Source organism: Demequina globuliformis (genome assembly GCF_000975155.1).
Classification (GTDB): Bacteria; Actinomycetota; Actinomycetes; order Actinomycetales; family Demequinaceae; genus Demequina; species Demequina globuliformis.
In genome coordinates, this window is record NZ_BBRG01000001.1 from 1,762,405 (window position 1) to 1,778,952 (window position 16,548).

General features: G+C 67.0%; 16 protein-coding genes and 1 tRNA gene. 9 read left to right on the forward strand and 8 right to left on the reverse strand.

Annotation, left to right across the window (positions count from 1 at the left end; genetic code table 11):
• Positions 1–48 precede the first annotated feature (48 nt).
• On the reverse strand, positions 49–864 hold the full coding sequence (locus AOP75_RS08240) for an ABC transporter permease (protein ID WP_062078126.1): 816 nt from the start codon (positions 862–864) through the stop codon (positions 49–51).
• A complete protein-coding gene (locus AOP75_RS08245; protein WP_062078128.1) occupies positions 861–1,760 on the reverse strand; it encodes an ATP-binding cassette domain-containing protein in 900 nt (299 codons plus the stop codon). The genes AOP75_RS08240 and AOP75_RS08245 overlap by 4 nt, the downstream gene beginning before the upstream one ends.
• A gap of 85 nt (positions 1,761–1,845) precedes the next feature.
• Between AOP75_RS08245 and AOP75_RS08250 the strand changes: the two genes are divergently transcribed.
• The 3 genes from AOP75_RS08250 (at position 1,846) to AOP75_RS08260 (ending at position 5,237) form a co-directional block, all read left to right on the forward strand.
• Positions 1,846–3,162 (forward strand): hemolysin family protein, encoded by a 1,317-nt coding sequence (locus AOP75_RS08250; RefSeq protein ID WP_062078130.1) that lies wholly within the window; start codon positions 1,846–1,848, stop codon positions 3,160–3,162.
• Positions 3,163–3,170: 8 nt separating this feature from the next.
• Positions 3,171–4,220 (forward strand): hemolysin family protein, encoded by a 1,050-nt coding sequence (locus tag AOP75_RS08255; protein WP_062078132.1) that lies wholly within the window; start codon positions 3,171–3,173, stop codon positions 4,218–4,220.
• Positions 4,221–4,400: 180 nt separating this feature from the next.
• Positions 4,401–5,237 carry a M15 family metallopeptidase gene (locus AOP75_RS08260; RefSeq protein ID WP_062078134.1) on the forward strand — a complete coding sequence of 279 codons (837 nt, stop codon included), beginning with the start codon at positions 4,401–4,403 and terminating at the stop codon, positions 5,235–5,237.
• A 66-nt stretch (positions 5,238–5,303) separates the two neighbouring features.
• Here AOP75_RS08260 and AOP75_RS08265 read toward each other — a convergent pair whose 3' ends face one another.
• Positions 5,304–6,128: a class II aldolase/adducin family protein gene (locus AOP75_RS08265; RefSeq protein WP_062078136.1), complete on the reverse strand. Its 825-nt coding sequence runs from the start codon at positions 6,126–6,128 to the stop codon at positions 5,304–5,306.
• Between the two features lie 233 nt (positions 6,129–6,361).
• Here AOP75_RS08265 and ald point away from each other — a divergent pair, with 233 nt between their 5' ends.
• Complete coding sequence (gene ald / locus AOP75_RS08270) at positions 6,362–7,465, forward strand: alanine dehydrogenase (RefSeq protein WP_062078138.1); 1,104 nt, start codon at positions 6,362–6,364, stop codon at positions 7,463–7,465.
• Here ald and AOP75_RS08275 read toward each other — a convergent pair.
• On the reverse strand, positions 7,380–8,276 hold the full coding sequence (locus AOP75_RS08275; RefSeq protein WP_062078140.1) for a patatin-like phospholipase family protein: 897 nt from the start codon (positions 8,274–8,276) through the stop codon (positions 7,380–7,382). The two genes, ald and AOP75_RS08275, sit on opposite strands and share 86 nt — an antisense overlap.
• 51 nt (positions 8,277–8,327) lie before the next feature.
• Here AOP75_RS08275 and AOP75_RS08280 point away from each other — a divergent pair, with 51 nt between their 5' ends.
• The 3 genes from AOP75_RS08280 (at position 8,328) to AOP75_RS08290 (ending at position 9,947) form a co-directional block, all read left to right on the forward strand.
• A complete protein-coding gene (locus AOP75_RS08280) occupies positions 8,328–8,684 on the forward strand; it encodes a YebO family protein (protein WP_152650004.1) in 357 nt (118 codons plus the stop codon).
• Between the two features lie 80 nt (positions 8,685–8,764).
• Positions 8,765–9,643 (forward strand): aldo/keto reductase, encoded by an 879-nt coding sequence (locus AOP75_RS08285; RefSeq protein WP_062078144.1) that lies wholly within the window; start codon positions 8,765–8,767, stop codon positions 9,641–9,643.
• Between the two features lie 55 nt (positions 9,644–9,698).
• The gene (locus tag AOP75_RS08290) at positions 9,699–9,947 is read left to right on the forward strand and encodes a hypothetical protein (protein ID WP_152650005.1); all 249 of its coding nucleotides are present in this window, start codon (positions 9,699–9,701) and stop codon (positions 9,945–9,947) included.
• A 69-nt stretch (positions 9,948–10,016) separates the two neighbouring features.
• On the opposite strand, the gene AOP75_RS08295 is transcribed toward AOP75_RS08290, so the two are convergent.
• The 4 genes from AOP75_RS08295 to AOP75_RS08310 form a co-directional block, all read right to left on the reverse strand.
• A tRNA-Arg gene (locus AOP75_RS08295) sits at positions 10,017–10,089 on the reverse strand.
• A 92-nt stretch (positions 10,090–10,181) separates the two neighbouring features.
• Positions 10,182–11,198 carry an AEC family transporter gene (locus AOP75_RS08300; RefSeq protein ID WP_062078149.1) on the reverse strand — a complete coding sequence of 339 codons (1,017 nt, stop codon included), beginning with the start codon at positions 11,196–11,198 and terminating at the stop codon, positions 10,182–10,184.
• Complete coding sequence (locus tag AOP75_RS08305) at positions 11,195–12,400, reverse strand: Gfo/Idh/MocA family protein (protein WP_062078150.1); 1,206 nt, start codon at positions 12,398–12,400, stop codon at positions 11,195–11,197. Before AOP75_RS08305 ends, AOP75_RS08300 begins: the two co-directional genes overlap by 4 nt.
• A complete protein-coding gene (locus AOP75_RS08310; protein WP_062078153.1) occupies positions 12,397–14,415 on the reverse strand; it encodes a DUF6807 family protein in 2,019 nt (672 codons plus the stop codon). The genes AOP75_RS08305 and AOP75_RS08310 overlap by 4 nt, the downstream gene beginning before the upstream one ends.
• Positions 14,416–14,664: 249 nt before the next feature.
• Between AOP75_RS08310 and AOP75_RS08315 the strand changes: the two genes are divergently transcribed.
• Positions 14,665–15,588, forward strand: a complete 924-nt coding sequence (locus AOP75_RS08315; RefSeq protein ID WP_062078155.1) for a carbohydrate ABC transporter permease — start codon at positions 14,665–14,667, stop codon at positions 15,586–15,588.
• Between the two features lie 61 nt (positions 15,589–15,649).
• The gene (locus tag AOP75_RS08320; protein ID WP_062078530.1) at positions 15,650–16,513 is read left to right on the forward strand and encodes a carbohydrate ABC transporter permease; all 864 of its coding nucleotides are present in this window, start codon (positions 15,650–15,652) and stop codon (positions 16,511–16,513) included.
• The last annotated feature ends 35 nt before the right edge of the window (positions 16,514–16,548 follow it).

Consider the following 16,548-nt stretch of genomic DNA (forward strand, 5'->3'; position numbering starts at 1 on the left):
TTTGCCGAGGTTGTGCAGACCTTTACTCGGCCCTTGCCCAACCCTTGGTTATGACACGTCGCGACGGGTCATCCGCACCCACCCAACGGCGCTCGCGATGAGTCCATAAGTGAGGAGGACAGCGAAGCCAGCCCACGGCGCGAGCAGGTCCCCCGAGTCCATGGCGGAGTAGAAGCTCGCACCCACCATCGCGTCGCCGGCGGCGCCGGGCAGGTACGCCGACGCCCCCTGCAGCGGCTCGATGAACCCGAAGGCCAGTCGCAGGATGGGCTCGACTAACTGGGTCCACCCCACGAGGATCACGATGACGATGACCTGGTTGGGCAGGGCCGCTCCCAGCCCGACGCCCACGACGGCCCACACGGTGAGCGCGACGACTCCCATGGCAATGGACCCCCACATGGATGGGTCGTCAAGGAACGTTTCCTCGCCCGCAAGCGCCAAGCCTCCGGCGCCCACGAGCACCCCGGTCACCATGGCGACAAGGCCGTACGCCAATCCGAACGGCACGATCGCAATGAGTTTGGCGGCGATGAGGCGGCTGCGGCGCGGCTCCATCAGCAAGGTCGTGTCAATGGTGCGGTGACGGTACTCGCCGGTGATCGCAATGGCGCCCAGGATCGCGGGAAAAACGTAGCCAAAGGACACCGGCAGGCTGTAGACCATGGTCGCGAGCGTGCGGGGGTCAAAGCCACTGGCCTCGACATCGCTGGAACCGCTCATGCCAAGTTCATCCGCGAAGGTGAAGCTGAACACGATGACCGCCACCATGAAGGCGACGGCGACCGCGAGCGAGGCTCCCAGAACCCACCACAGACGGGTGGTGCTGAGTTTGCGGACCTCGGCGGTGATGGCGGCGATCATGCTGCGGCCTCCTGCGAGGTGAGGCGGAGGAAGACGGTCTCGAGACTGTCCGCCGACTCGGCGAGTTCATGGAGTTCGAGGCCATCAGCGAAGGCCGCGGCGCCTACCTGCGCGGCCGTCACACCAGGCACGGTTGCAGCGGTGGCAGACAGTGCCTGAGCGGCAGGGAAGCGGTCGCGCAGGAACGCGGTCAACTTGTCACCGTCCGGGCTCGCGATGCGCACCTGCGCACTGGCTTCCTCGCGTAGATCAGTGATGGCGCACGCGCGCCGAAGGCGACCGCCGGCGACGATGACCACGTCGTCCACCGTCAACTCCACCTCGGACAACAGGTGCGAACTCAGCAGCACAGTGCCGCCGCGGGCCGCGAACGCCTTCAGGAAACTGCGCAACCACTGCACCCCGGCGGGATCGAGCCCGTTTGCGGACTCGTCGAGCACCAGCACCTGAGGATCGCCCAGGAGAGCGGTCGCCAGGCCCAACCGCTGACGCATGCCCATGGAAAAGCCGCGTACGCGGCGCCCCGCAGCCTCGGTGAGCCCCACCATGGCCAGCACCTCGTCGCATCGGCCCGTATCCACTTTGGCCTGGGAGGCGTAGACGCGGAGGTGGTCGCGCGCACTGCGCCCTGGATGAAAGGCACCCTCAAAGTGCGCTCCCACCACCTGGGCAGGATGCTCAAGTGCCCCGTAGGGGCGGCCGCCAATCAATGCCTCGCCCGACGTCGCCGTCACCAGGCCCACCAGCGCCCGCAACGTTGTCGACTTGCCGGCACCATTGGGGCCAAGGAAGCCCGTGACTCTGCCAGGCCCTGCGGTGAACGACAGGTCATTGACCGCGTGCACTGATCCGAAGGTCTTGGTGAGCGAACGAATCTCGATCGCGGGAGCATCCATGCACATTCTCCAAGTCGGGGGACCTGTCCGATGCTAGCGCCCGTCGCTATGCTGGCGACATTATGGATGACGACAGGCGTCCCTGGTGTTGACCGCGTGGCTACTGGTGGGGGCTGGAGTGCTCCTCACCGTCGGCACCGCCATCTTTGTTGCCGCAGAGTTCTCGTTGGTCGCGCTTGACCCCTCCCACATTGACTGCGACAACCCCCGCAACCGCCGCGTGTCCCGCGCGCTCAAGCGGCTGTCGACGCAGTTGTCTGGCGCCCAGGTGGGAATCACCCTCACCACGATCCTGTTGGGTTACACGGCGCAGCCGGCACTGGTGGAGCTCTTGTCGATCCCGCTCGAGTCCACCGCGCTGGGACGCGCGACCGTGGCCGTGATCGCGGGTGCCGTGTCGCTTGTCCTGGTGAATGCCTTTTCCATGGTGTTCGGCGAACTTGTGCCCAAGAACGCCGCGCTCGCGGACCCGATGCGCACCGCAAGGTTGGTGACCCCGGCACAGATGGGCTTCACCACGGCGCTGGCGCCCATCATCACGGTGCTGAACAAGTCCGCGAACGCCATCCTGCGTGTGCTTGGCATCGAGCCGCGCGAGGAACTGTCAGGCGGGAGGTCGCCGCAGGAACTCGCCGCGCTGGTGCGCCGCTCCGCGGAGGCTGGCACGCTCGCCCCGTCAACCGCGCTCCTTCTGAAGAACACGATCGACCTCGACGCACTGACGGCCATTGACGTGATGACCGACCGGACCCGGATGAGCACGCTCGAACGTGACGCGACCGCCGCGGACGTCCTGACGGTGGCGCGCGCGACGGGCCATTCGCGGTTTCCGGTGGTGGGTGACAGCACTGACGACGTCTTGGGGCTGGTTCACCTCCGTGCGGCGATCGCCGTAGCGCATCCGCAGCGGGACTCCACTGCCGTGACAACCTTGATGGATGACGCTCCGCGCGTGCCCGAGACGCTGCAAATGCGGCCTTTGCTCTTGGAGCTCCGCGAGCACGGCCAGCAGTGCGCGATCGTCGTTGATGAGTACGGCGGCACCGCTGGACTCGTGACGCTTGAGGACGTCGTGGAGGAGCTCGTGGGCGAGGTCGCCGATGAACACGACCGCCGCCGCGTGTCCTCTCACCGCATGCCGACCGGAGCATGGGTGGTGCCTGGCGAGTTGCGTCCAGACGAGGTGATGGAAGTGACCGGCCTCGACATTCCTGAGTCGCCGGCGTATGAGACCCTTGGCGGCTTCATCATGGCGGAGTTGGGGCGCATTGCTCAGGTGGGTGACCGGGTGGCTGCCCCCGACTGCGAGATCCGTGTGGAACGCATGGCGGGACGCCGGATCGACCGCGTGCGACTGGACCCCGCCGTCGCCTCCGGCCCCGAGGCGGGTGACGTGCCGTGAGCCTTGGCATGGTGATGCTGGTCATTGGCCTGCTGTTGGCCAACGCGTTCTTTGTGGGCGCTGAATTTGCGATCATCTCCGCGCGCCGGTCCTCGATCGAGCCACGAGCTGAGGCGGGGTCCCGCGCAGCAAAGACGGTGCTGTGGGCCATGGAAAACGTGTCCGACATGCTGGCGTGTGCGCAACTGGGCGTCACCGTCTGTTCCGTGTCGCTTGGCGTCGTTGCGGAGCCAGCGTTGGCGCATGCGCTTGAGGGGCCGATGCACGCCCTGGGCGTCCCCGACGCCGCCGTGCACCCGATCGCGATGGTGATTGCGCTCATCATCATTGTGGGCTTGCACGTGGTGGTGGGGGAGATGGTCCCCAAGAACGCCTCCGTCTCTGCGCCAGACAGGGCCGCGATGGTGTTGGGGCCGCCGCTGGTGTGGCTCTCGCGGGTGCTGCACCCAGTGATTGTGGCGCTCAACTGGTTGGCCAACGGTGTACTGCGGATGGTCGGCATTGAGCCCCGCGACGAGGTCACCAGCGCCTTCACGGCGGACGAGGTGCACTCGATCGTGGAGCGATCGAGTGAAGAGGGCACGCTCCACGACGCCGAGGGCCTGCTGGCGGGCGCGATCGAGTTCTCTGACCGGACCGCCTCCGAGGCCATGATCCCGATCGATCAGGTGCGCGCCGTTAGCCCGGGAGTGAGCGTCGAGGAGTTCGAGGCGATCGTGGCGGAAACGGGGTTCTCGCGCCTCCCGGTCCGCGACGGCGATGCGTTCGTGGGCTACCTCCATATGAAGGACACCTTGTTCGCCCGGCCGGGGGAGCGAGAAGAGCCCATTCAGGACTGGCGCATCCGTGCCCTCCCGACCGTCGCTGCGGACGCTGAGGTGGAGGCAGTGATGGCCCTGATGCAACGCGGTGGGACCCACATTGCGCTGGTAGAGCGCGATGACGAGGCGCTGGGGCTGGTGCACCTTGAGGACATCATCGAGATCCTCGTGGGCGAGGTCCGCGATGCGGTGGCTCGTGAAAGTCACGGCGACATCGCGGGCGACGCGGCACGGTAGCGCTGCCCCGTCGGCGGGCCCTTGGCGGCTGACGCGTGTGGCATAGGCATGTGACGGATGTGACAAATCGCTCTCCACAGCGGGGTAGCCAAGTTGGTAACGACTTGGTTACACTCGTGGCAACCTCGACCCGGGTGGGGTGGTTGAGGACGATGGCAATCGACTTGTGTGGAGGCTCGTGTGAGCAAACGTGACGGCGCGTCCGCGACCCATCATCGCTCCCGACGCTCCCGCCGCATCGAGGAGACCGCAGCCACTCAGGTACGCACTACTCACCGCCGCCGCAAGTTCCTCGCTCGCTCGTCGGTTCTTGCCGGCTTTGCGTTGACGATGGTCGTCTACCCCGCGGTGGGCACTATCTCTCCTTATGCCGGTGCAACCGAAGCGACCACCGAGATTTCCGCTGCAAAGACGGACCAGGCCGTCTCGTCGCGCGTGATCATTGGTGCCCAAAACTTGGAGGAGCGCCAACTGCCACTTCCTGAGGTCGACGGCAACGGCGCGGCGCTCGCGGTCTCCGACAGCTACGCGGCCAGCGCGTATCTTCCTGACTGCAACCCCGCCGACGGTGCCGAGGGCTACAACGGACAATTGTCGGAGGACTCGTTGTGCACCATTGGCGGCATTCAGCTACGCAACGACGCTGCTGTCGCGCTTGCGGAGCTCAACGCAGCCTTCAAGCTGGAGTTCGGGCGTGACCTGTGCCTGGGCAGCGGTTACCGCACCTTGTCGCAGCAGTACTCGACCAAGGCGAGCCGGGGCTTCATGGCCGCGACGCCGGGCAAGTCGGTGCACGGCTGGGGACTTGCGATTGACCTGTGCGGCAGCGATGACACCGGGTACTCCAAGGCATGGCTGGAGGCCAATGGCCGCACGTGGGGTTGGGTCAACCCGTCGTGGGCCAAGTCGTCCAAGTGGGAGCCGTGGCACTGGGAGTACGAGCCCGGCACGGACGATCTGGGTGTCTACGGCGCCAACTACTGGAGCAGCAAGCCTTATCTCAACACTCGCGACTAGCGTCGCACCACATGCGTGAGGGCCGCACCCCAAGCACGGGGCGCGGCCCTCACGCGTTGGGGGTAGTTATAGCCACCGCGACTGGATCGCGAACGTGGACGCGACAGATGAGATCTCTTCGCGTGTGAGTCCCTCCGCGAGACCGCCGGCGACAATGTCCATGTACTCGTACTTGGCGGCCGTTTCCGCATACTCGACGCGGTCGACGGCGCGGTAGACGGACACGTCAGAGCGAGACATGGTGCCGTGCTTGGACCACAGGGTGATCTCGTGTGCGCGCAAGCCCTCGACGTTGGCTGCTCCCATCTCAGCGGAGCCTGGGATCATGAACTCAAGCACGCCGATTCCCTGTGACAGGGACACGATGGTCTCCGGTTCCCACCGCAAGATGGCGCGGTTCATGCGGTCGGTGTCGCGGTAGGCGGGGATGTGGCTCAGGTAGGTCAAGTGCGGCGGCTGGGCGTGCACGACGGCTTGGAAGTCGATGCCGCGGCGCTCGACGTGATCCTGGTGCACCGCGAGGTGGGAGTTGAACTCTGACGTCAAGCGCTCAAAGCGACGGACATTGGAGGTGTACAGCGTGCCGGTGAGTCCGTCTTCGTGGACGCGCACGGCGCCGATGGACGCGAGGGGCTCGTCCTTGATTTGCCGTAGCCTGCGGCCGGAGCCGGTGGCGAGGACGGTCCCTCCGGCCAGGGCAGGCGCGGGATCCGGAAGGCTGATCTCCTCCGCGTGCGGGAAGTGGCGACGGACCTCGGCTTCCCAGCCCAGGTACACAGAGATGTTGCCGGCCCCGGCCTCGGAGGCGTCGATGTCGCAGATGCGTGCGCCCGCTTCACCGATTTGGGCGATGAGCTCGTCGAGAGTGGGCTTGGGTTGATCGTGGGTCATGGGTGCGCTCCAGCACAGACGCGCGCAGCGCCGGATACGCTGCGACTTGAATCGATTCAACTCTAACCCCGCATGGGGTCGACGAGCAGAGGACAAAGGTCCCGCTTGGTGCCCCGCGAGATAGGCGGCGCGCGACGCGCCTAGGAGGCGGCGCGGGCCTAAGTGCGGCAGGCTGGGATCAGGGCGCAGGTGCTGACCAGGTGCTTTTGTGCCTCGACACCAGGAGGTGGGACATGCGCATTGGCGTACCCCGGGAGGTCAAGAACCGCGAGACCCGCGTTGCCTTGACCGCCCAAGCCGTCCAGGCACTGACTGCCCGCGGGCACGAGGTGCGAATCCAGGCTGGAGCGGGGGAGGGCGCTGCCATACCTGACTCCGCGTTCGAGGCGGCCGGCGCCGTGCTCGTCGCGACCGCGCAAGAGGCGTGGGATGCCGAGCTGGTCCTCAAGGTGAAGGAGCCGCAGGCGAGCGAATACGAGTTGCTCGGCAGCGGCATGCTCTTCACCTTCTTGCACCTCGCCGCGAACGAGGACCTCGCCAAGGCGCTGATCGCGGCACGCACCACAGCGTTGTCGTATGACACCGTGCAGGCCGCCGACGGCTCGCTGCCGATCCTGACGCCAATGAGCGCGATCGCCGGTGCAGTGGGGGTGCTCGAGGGAGCCCACCACCTTCTCAGCCCGCATGGCGGCCCAGGCAAGTTACTGGGCGGCGCAATGGGAGTGGGCGGCGCGCGTGTGGTCGTGATCGGGGCCGGAGTGGCAGGCTCCGCTGCGTTGGCAGAAGCGGTGCGGGCGGGGGCCGATGCCGTGGTGCTGGACGTCGACAAGGACCGGTTGCGGGCGCTGGAGCAACGCTACGGTGACGCGGTCAGGGTGGAGGAGTCCACTCCAGGCGCCGTCGAGCGGGAGGTGGCGGAGGCCGATGTCGTGGTGGGCGCTGTGCTCGTGCCGGGACGGCCTGCGCCTGTGGTCGTCACGCGCCGCATGGTGACGGCTATGCGGCCGGGCTCCGTGATCGTGGATATCGCGATTGACCAGGGCGGCTGCACCGAGGTCTCGCGCCCCACGACGCACGACGACCCCGTCTTTCTTGTCGGTGACACCCAGCTGTACTGCGTCGCGAACATGCCTGCAGCGGTCGGCGCCACCGCGACATCGGCCCTTGTGCACGCGTCGTATCCCTACATCGAGGCGCTCGCTGACGGCGGGCGCGCAGGCATCGCCACCGATGCGGCGCTACGTCACGGACTCAACGTCGATGAAGGAAAGGTCCAAGCCCCCACGGTCCATGCCGCGTTTCCTCACCTTCGGGCTGCGGCGCATCTGACGCGGTAGGCGCGTCGGGGTCTCCCGGGAGTGGGCCGGAGTCCCGCGGTGCGGGCTCCGGTCGTGGGTTGAGGATGGGGTACTCGCCAAACTCGCGTTCTGCCGCTTCGCGCCCCAGTTGCACGGTGCTGGCGAGGTCACGCACCTGCCACTGCGAGCGGTGCTCCAGGTGTGGCTCGATGACGGTGACATCGTTGCGGATTTCAAACTCGTGGACGGAGAAGGTGGTTTCGAAGCCGGGCAGCTCCCATTCGGGGGACACGCGCACGGCGATCACGTGATCCGCGCCCAGTCCAATGGCAGCCTCGATGGGCAGGTTCTGCACCAGGCCGCCGTCGACAAGATGCCGGCCCTCGATCTCCACGGGCCGGAACACGCCGGGCACCGCGATCGAGGCCGACACTGCCGTGGAGAGAGACCCGTGGTCGAGCACCACGGCCGCGCGCGTGGTCACATCCGTGGCGACGGCGCCAAAACGCACCGGGAGGTCCTCGATGAGCGGGTCGCCACCGGTGATGCGCCGCACGCGTGCATGCAGGTTGTCGGCGGTGAGAATGCCGAGCCCTGGCCTGGGCGTCCACCGGCCAAAGGTAGTCCAGCCCCACCGCAAGACGCGCTGCTCGAGGTCATAGGGGTCGATCCCAATAGCCGTGGCCCCACCCGCGATGGCGCCAGCGGATGTCCCGGTGATGATGCTGGGCATGAGCCCGCGCTCGTGAAGTACCTGTATCACGCCCACGTGAGCGGCGCCAAGCGCCCCGCCCCCGCCTAGCGCGAGACCGAGGTGCGGCGTATAGCGGAGGTCCTCCGGAATCGACATAGCCACAATCGTAGGGAAAACGACTCCGCTGTGCGCCCGTAGGCTGGGACAATGAGTGATCAGCCCTCACCAGCCTCTACCCCCGCCGAACCGCCGCGCAGCTGGGGGCCCATCATGGGTGCATTCGGAGTCGCCTTGCTCGTGGTGATTGGCGCCGTGGTGTGGTTCTTTGTGGGTGCGGACGTGTCCGCCGAGGAGCAGCAGGCGATTCAGGTGTGCGAGGAACTCGCCCTCGAGGAGGGCTTGCCTCCCATTGTCCGCGGCGACGTAGCACCAGCCGACGAGGACGGAGTCATCTCGGTCGCGTGGGAGTTCGAGGATGGCACGCTTGGCGGCTGTGACGCCGTCCAGGACGACGAGGGGCGCTGGGAAGCGACCATCGTGGGGGACATTGCCGACACGCTCTAGGGGCCCGCGAGGGGAGCGAGTTTGAGCTGAGCGACGCGCCCGGGTACGTTCGCATGTGGGCGAGAACGTAGGGAGTGGCCATGGAGCAGCGCCGGCTGGGCAAACGAACGGTGGGAGCAATCGGCCTGGGCGGAATGCCCATGTCGATCGAAGGCCGGCCAGATGAGGCCCGCTCGATCGCCACGATCCACGCCGCCATTGATGCTGGCGTGACCCTGATCGACACGGCCGACGCGTACCACCTTCACCCTGGCGAGGCCGGACACAACGAGGCGCTCATCGCACGGGCGCTGGTGTCCTATCCCGGGGCAACCTCGCAGGTGCTGGTCGCGTCGAAGTCAGGCCACGTGCGCCCGGGCGACGGAACCTGGACCGTCAACGGCGACCCCGCCTACCTGAAGCACGCAGCCAAGGCGAGTGCCCAGCGCCTTGGTGGCGACAGCATCGGCCTTCATCAGTTCCACCGGCCCGATCCCCGCGTGCCGTATGCGGACTCGGTCGGCGCGTTCGCAGAGCTGCTCGATGAAGGCGTGATCGAGATGGCTGGCATCTCCAACGCGAACGTTGACCAGATCCGTGAGGCGCACAAGATTCTGGGTGGCCGGCTGGCGAGCGTGCAGAACCAGTTCTCGCCGGCCTTCGTGTCGAGCTACGACGAACTCACTCTGTGCGCCGAGCTCGGCGTCGCCTTCATCCCGTGGAGCCCGCTGGGCGGCATCGGGAAAGCCGGAGACGTCGGCACGCGCTTTTTGCCGTTCCAACTGATCGCGGACGCTCGCGGGGTGTCCGCGCAGCAGGTCGTCTTGGCGTGGGAGCTGGCACTCGGAGAACACGTCATTCCGATCCCTGGTGCCTCCCGTCCCAGTTCGATCCTCGATTCCGCGGGCGCAAGCGAACTTGTGCTGACGGAGGAGGAACTGGGCCAGCTGAGGCCCTCGCTTGAGGGCGCTTCCGCGTAAGGGCGCCTCGTCGCCGATGCTGGCGCAGGCGGGTTACCCCTGCGACACTTGCAGCATGAACGCATCTCGATTGGTCGTGGGCGCTACACGTGGCGCCGGGTTGGCACTGGTGTCCGACGGTGTGGTGGGTTTGGCCGTGCCGGGGCAGCGGCAGCAGACCTGGGCGACGCCGCGAGGGCTCTGGCGCAAGGGCGCGAGGAAGGCCTTTGGTGACGTGGTGTCGAGCCCGGCCTTCGCGGTCGCGGAACTCGCCGTGGGGCTCGCGATCATCGCGATTGTGCCGCGGGCAATCGACCGCTCCTGACACGACAAAGCCGGAGGGAGCCACACCTTTCAGTGTGCCCTCCGGCTTATGTGTCGCGAGCATGCAACGTGCCCCCGACAGGAATCGAACCTGCGACCTTCGGTACCGGAAACCGGCGCTCTATCCGCTGAGCTACGGGGGCAATGCAGGCGAGCCTGCGAGGCTCAAGGTTACCAGCAGGCTGGGTCAGGGACGACGCCCCGTGCGCCGCGGCACTCCCGCACCGCAGACGGGCTATGCCAGGAGCGCAGAAATCGCGATCAGGACGGGCCCGCAGCACAGCGTCGTGACGAGGCACGCGCGTGACGCCACGTCAATGGCACACCGGTAGCGGGTCGCGAACACCACGACGTTTTGCGCCGTCGGCAGAGCAGCCATCGCGACGACGATAGCGAGAGCTTCTCCCGTCAGGCCCGCCGCAGAGCCGATGGCCCACGCTAGCGCCGGGTGAATGACCGTGCGTGCGACGGTGGCGACGATGACGGGAACTATCACGGGTGCGAGGGCCGTGCCCCCCGGCACCGTGGCGTCTTCCGGGTTGCGTCGCTCGCCCGTCTGCGGTGTCGCTGCCGCCGTCCCCCCGGCATCGGCGCTCGTGGTGGTGACGAGCGCCATGCCGAGCGTCAGCAGCGCTAGGGGAGGAGCGGCAGCGCCCACCAGTTCGAAGGGTGCGAGGGCCTGCGGGGGGATCTGCCAGGGCAGCAACGCCAGGGCGAGTCCTAGCAACGTGGCGATGGTGAGGGGGTTGCCGAGAACGGTGCGCGCGAGGCTTCGCCTCCCGGGAGCCGCGCTCGCCAGCCCGCCCGCGTCCGCGGCGCGGTCAAGGATCGCGAAAGACACGGGGCCCATCAGGAGCAGTTGGACCAGCATGGTCGGCACAACGGCCAACGCATCCCCAAACATGTAGACGGCGAGCGGGATGCCAAGGTTGCCCGCGTTGACGTACGCGCCGCTCAAGACTGTGACGGTTGCGCGCCCCGCCGCTAAGCGCATGCCCCACCGAGCGGCCACTGCCAACAGGATCGCCATGACGAGGGTGGTGCCCCAGGTGACCGCCGCGCCGGTCGAGGCCAGACGCGCGAGGTCAGCCTGCGCGACGGTCGCCAGCAGCAGGCTCGGACCGGCGATCGTGAAGACCACGGTGGCGAGGAGCTCGCGGGACCCAGCCGGGAGCCAGCGCCGCGCCTGGATGAGCCAGCCGGCCACAGCGACCGCCGCCATAGTGGCGATCGCCACCACAACATCGATCAAGTGCGCGTCCAGGGGGCGTGCAGCTCGGCAAACGTCCGAGCGTGAAGCGCGACGTCCTCGCACCAGCGTTCGATGTCACCCACCACGGGGTGGCGGTCATCGCCCTCACCCACCCACTCAATGTGGGACTCAGCGATGGGCCGGGGGTCGGGCGCCGTGCGCACGGCCTCCATGACGCGCATGAATGCGCCGGTGTCTCTGACGTCGCACGCCAGGGCGCGCCCGGGAGTGCGACGGCTCGCCAGGAGGTCTTCCAGCAGGTCCATGCGGCCGTAGTGCTTCTCGACATCCATGGTGGGCGTGACGACGCGCACCCGGTCGGTCTCGTACGCGAGCTCGATGCGGCCGCGGGTGCCGTGGATGATGACGCGGGCCGGCGTGCGCTCGGCCGCGCACAGGGTGAGACCAAAGCCGCACCGCACCCCGTCCGCGGTCAGAACCCGCACCGCAGACGTGTCATCTGCCTCAATGTCATTGGCATGGTAGAGGTCAACGACCACATCCTGGACATCGTGGTTCCGTGTCGCGCCCGCCAGCCGCAGGCCCGTCGCAACCGCGTGCGCGAGCGGGTTCGTGACGACTCCGTCCACCACGTCGCGGCCATCGAGTTGGCGCCGCCCGGCCCACGGCGCCCGGGCCCAATAGCCCACGGTGCGCACCCACAGCCCCACCGCGCCCACGCCGGTGACCTCGCCAATCTCATCGTCCGCGACGAGTCGTTCAATAGCGCCGATGGCGTGAGAGCCGAACGTTTGAAAGCCCACCTGGCAAAGGCGCCCGGTTTCCTCTGCGACGGCCGCCAGCGCCGTGTGCTCCGCGAGGGACGCGGTGGTCGGCTTCTCGAGCAACACGTCGACTCCGGCGCGCATGGCGACAGTGGCGAGGGGGAGGTGGGTCGGGATTGGGGTGGACAGAATGACGACGTCGGGACGAAGATCCGGCTCGGGCGCTGACAACAGGTCCCCAAGCGTTGGGAACCACGCGACGCCGGAGCCGTCCGCATCCGCGCCGTGGCGGGGGCCACTCGCGCCGCCGGTCGCCGGCGCGTCCTGGTCGGCGAGGGGGCGTGGATCCACCAGGGCGCACAGGGTGACGGCGCCGGTGGCCGCAAGCTCGCGAACGCGGCGGACGTGGGACCCGCCGTGCCCATGAATTCCGACGACCGCGACGCGAGGAACGCGGGTGGCGTCCGTGTCAGTCATCTCAGTTGTGCGGCTTCCTGGGCGAGCGCGTGAGCGCGTTCGAGCGTGACGGCACCATCGACGAGCACTGTGGTGATCGCGACCTCGACTGTTCCCCCGTCCGGCACCGACAGCGGCGTCTGCCACGCGAGCGCTGGTCCCGCGCCGGGGTACTCGGCTGCGCGCACGAACCACTCGCGAGGAGTGCCGTGTTGGACCGCGATCCACGTGCTCGTCACCCCGTCCTGGCTCTGCACAAAGGCCAGCCAGCCGGAGTCGGAGCCGTGCGCGCGCTCTTCACCTTCGCCGCGCTCGGATAGCACGGTCGTCGAGTCCGCCTTTGGCAGTCGCCAGAACCATCCCCCGTAGCCGGCACCCGGTCGCCCGTTGGTCGCAGGAGAGCCAATTGTGAGGGGGCCGTGGTCCGCGCGCAGAACGGTGCGCCACGACAGGGCCCACGCGCCGGCGCCGCCCGGGCGCTCGCCCGCGAACGCGTCGTCGGAGAGGAGGTGAGCGCTCAGCGTGCGGGACTCCTCCGCCTGCGGGAGCCCGTCCTCGTCGCGCCAGTGCACGACTTCGTGCAGGACATGCGGGTCGACGTCGTCGATGCGCGCTCCGTCGCTCACCTGGGAGCCATGGTTGTGCAGCAGGGTTGGCCCCACGTCACGCACAAAGGTGCGACCTCCCCAGTAGCTGGTGCCATTGACGTCCGGTACCGCCATCGACGCGCCGTAGTGGTGGCGGTGATCCACCGGACCCGAGTCGGTCATGGCAGCGCCTGCCAACGTGTAGACGGGGTGCAGGTAGGGTCGCGGCGCGTGCACCTCGGGGATGGACTCGCCGGACTCGTACTGTGCCAACCGCGTGCCGGCGAGTTCAAGGATCGCGCCACCGGGCTGTGCGCGCCATTGGGGGCGAAGCGGAGCGGGCGCTATGGCCGGCGCGGCGCTCGCGGCCGGGGCATTTTCCGACTCCGACGTTTCTGGTGCCGCCGGCGCCAGCCCACCCTGCGCCACGGTGCGAGGCACGGGGCCAGAGCTCGCCCGCACCACCAGGCGCGGCTCGAACTCGGTTGCGGTCGAGGCGTACCGGTCCTGATTCTCGATCACTGCGTGAAGCTCCTGCCATGCGTGGCGACCAAGGTCGTGCTGAGGCACGGCGGCGGTCGTAAGGGATGGGGTCGAGTACTGGGCAAGTTCAATGTCGTCGAATCCGGTCACGGAGATGTCGCCCGGCACCGCGACGCCAGCCTGGTTGAGGGCGGCGAGAAGCCCGAACGCGACCAAGTCGTTGAACGCGACCACGGCGGTGGCCCGCGCGGCAAGCACGGCGTCGCGCGACTCGTAGCCGTCTGACACGGTCGCGCCGCCTGCGACGTCGATGAGCTCCACCTGGGGGTGAAGCGCGAGGGCGTCCTTGAGGCCAGCCCTGCGGCGCACATCTGACGTGCTGAGCGGTGGGCCGGCAAGGTAAACGATCCGAGTGTGACCCAGCCCAATGAGGTGCGTGAGGACCGCTGCCGCTCCGGCACGGTAGTTGACGGTGACGGCGGGTGTGGTCGGGTCAGGGCTATCGCGGTTGACGAGCACCGCAGGCGCCGCCTGGGTAAGCAGGGCCGCGAGTTGCGTGTGGGCCATGCGCGGCGAGACCAGCGCGAGTGCGTCGCAGCGCATGCGTGCCTCCATCGCGATGGCGGCCTCTTCATCCGGGTTCTGGCCCGTATCTGCGACCAGCACGCGATAGCCGTGATGGGCTGCCGCCTCCGTCATGCCAGCGAGAACGTGCTGAAACATGGGGTTGGCGAGCTCAGGAACGACGAGGGCGACAGTCTCCGTGCGGCCGAGCGAGAGACTCCTGGCGACGTTGGAGGGTCGGTACTGGAGCTGGGAGGCGACCTCACGGACGCGCTCGCTGATTTCGGCTCCCACACTCACGCGACCGTTCATGACGCGCGACACGGTGGCGCGCGACACGCCGGCTGCCTCGGCAACGTCGCCGATGGTGGCAGTCGCCCGCTTGGGGCTGACCTTGGGCATGAACCCTCCAGGTATTTCTCAGCTGTGTGGCACTTCTTTGTGCCCGCACCGCCGTCCGAGTGGCTGTGTCAATAATGTGACCGTACACCATTCCGAAACCGGTTGCTCGTATGCTACGTTGCTAATCGGAAAGCGGTTTCACCGGCACTGGCGCCGGTGAAGTAGACCAGATCAACGACGATCCGGAGGGTTCCATGAAGGAGCACCAGAACCGACGCCGCTCAGGCGTCGCAACAGTGGGGGTGGCGTGTGTCCGTCGTCACTGAGCTCGGCAAGAAGAAGAAGGGGCCATCGGCGTACCGCAAGGGTGACGCGAAGGCTGCTGCGTTCTTCTTGGCGCCATGGTTTGTAGGCCTGTTCCTCATCACCATCGGCCCTATGGCCGCGTCTGCCTACCTGTCCTTCACGGACTACAGCCTGCTGGAGGCGCCCAACTGGATTGGGTTCGAGAACTACACCCGCATGTTCGAGGACCCGCGCCTACTGAACGCGCTGAAGGTCACGTTCCTCTATGTGTTCATCTCGGTGCCACTGCAGCTCGCTGCCGCACTCGCGCTAGCGCTGGTCCTGGACCGCGGCTTGCGCGGCCTCGCGATCTACCGGTCCGTGTACTACCTGCCCTCCCTCCTGGGTGGCTCCGTGGCCATCGCGCTGCTGTGGCGTCAGGTGTTTGGCGCAGACGGACTGGTGAATGGCTTCCTGGGCCTGTTCGGCATCCAGGGCGAAGGCTGGGTCTCTCATCCCGACTACGCGCTCGGCACGCTGATGATCCTCAACGTGTGGACCTTCGGTGCACCCATGATCATCTTCCTCGCTGGTCTGCGGCAGATTCCTCAGATGTACTACGAGGCGGCCTCGATTGACGGTGCCGGCAAGTGGCGCCAGTTCACGTCCGTCACGCTGCCGCTGCTGACCCCGATCATCTTCTTCAACCTGGTGCTGCAGGTGATCAACGCGTTCCAGACCTTCACCCAGGCCTATGTGGTCAGTGGCGGTACTGGTGGCCCGGCGGATTCCACGATGTTCTACACGCTGTACCTGTACCAAAAGGGCTTCGCGTCACTCGACATGGGCTACGCATCCGCCATGGCCTGGCTGCTCCTGGCCATCGTCGCGGGCATGACCGCGGTCAACTTCCTCGCCTCTAAGTATTGGGTTTTCTACAATGACTAATACCCCCGTGCGCGACGACGCGCCTCCCACGACGCCCACGCTCCAACAGCTGGCCGCGCAGATGCCTGAGTCAGAGAGCCCCACAAAGCGGGCCTGGCGCGGACGCACCCGGTCTATCCTCAAGCACGCTGGCCTGATTCTGTTTGGCCTGATCATGCTGTACCCGCTGCTGTGGATGATCGCGAGCTCGTTCAAGCCGGATGCGCTGATCTTCCGCGACCCCAGCCTGTGGCCAAGTGAAGTCACCCTCGACAACTACACCGAGGGCTGGAACGCGCTTCTCCACCCTTTCCACCACTACTTGCTGAACTCGGCGATCATTGTGCTGGGGTCACTCATCGGCAACCTGGTGGCCTGCTCCATGGCGGCCTACGCCTTCGCCCGCCTGAAGTTTCGGGGCCGGAACCTGTGGTTCGCGATCATGCTGATGTCGATCATGCTCCCCATCCACGTGATCATCGTGCCGCAGTACATCCTGTTCTCTGAGCTCAACTGGATCAATACGTTCCTGCCGCTCATCGTCCCCAAGCTCCTGGCCACGGACGCGTTCTTCATCTTCCTCATGGTGCAGTTCTTCCGCGGAATCCCCACCGAGCTTGATGAGGCAGCTCGCCTCGATGGGTGTGGCCACGGTCGCATCTACTTCCGCATCATGCTGCCGCTGTCGTTGCCGGCCTTGGCTACCACTGCGATCTTCACCTTCATCTGGACGTGGAACGACTTCTTCAGCCAGCTGATCTTCCTGACTCGGCCTGACATGTACACCATGCCCATCGCCCTGCGCACCTTTATCGACGCCACGAGCGAGAGCTCGTGGGGCGCACTGTTCGCCATGTCGATTGTGTCGCTCATCCCGATCTTTCTGGTCTTCCTGTTTGGCCAGAAGTACCTCGTCAAGGGCATTGCCACGACGGGGCTCAAGTAGCACGACTCCAACTGGCCGGAAACCCCGACCGTCGA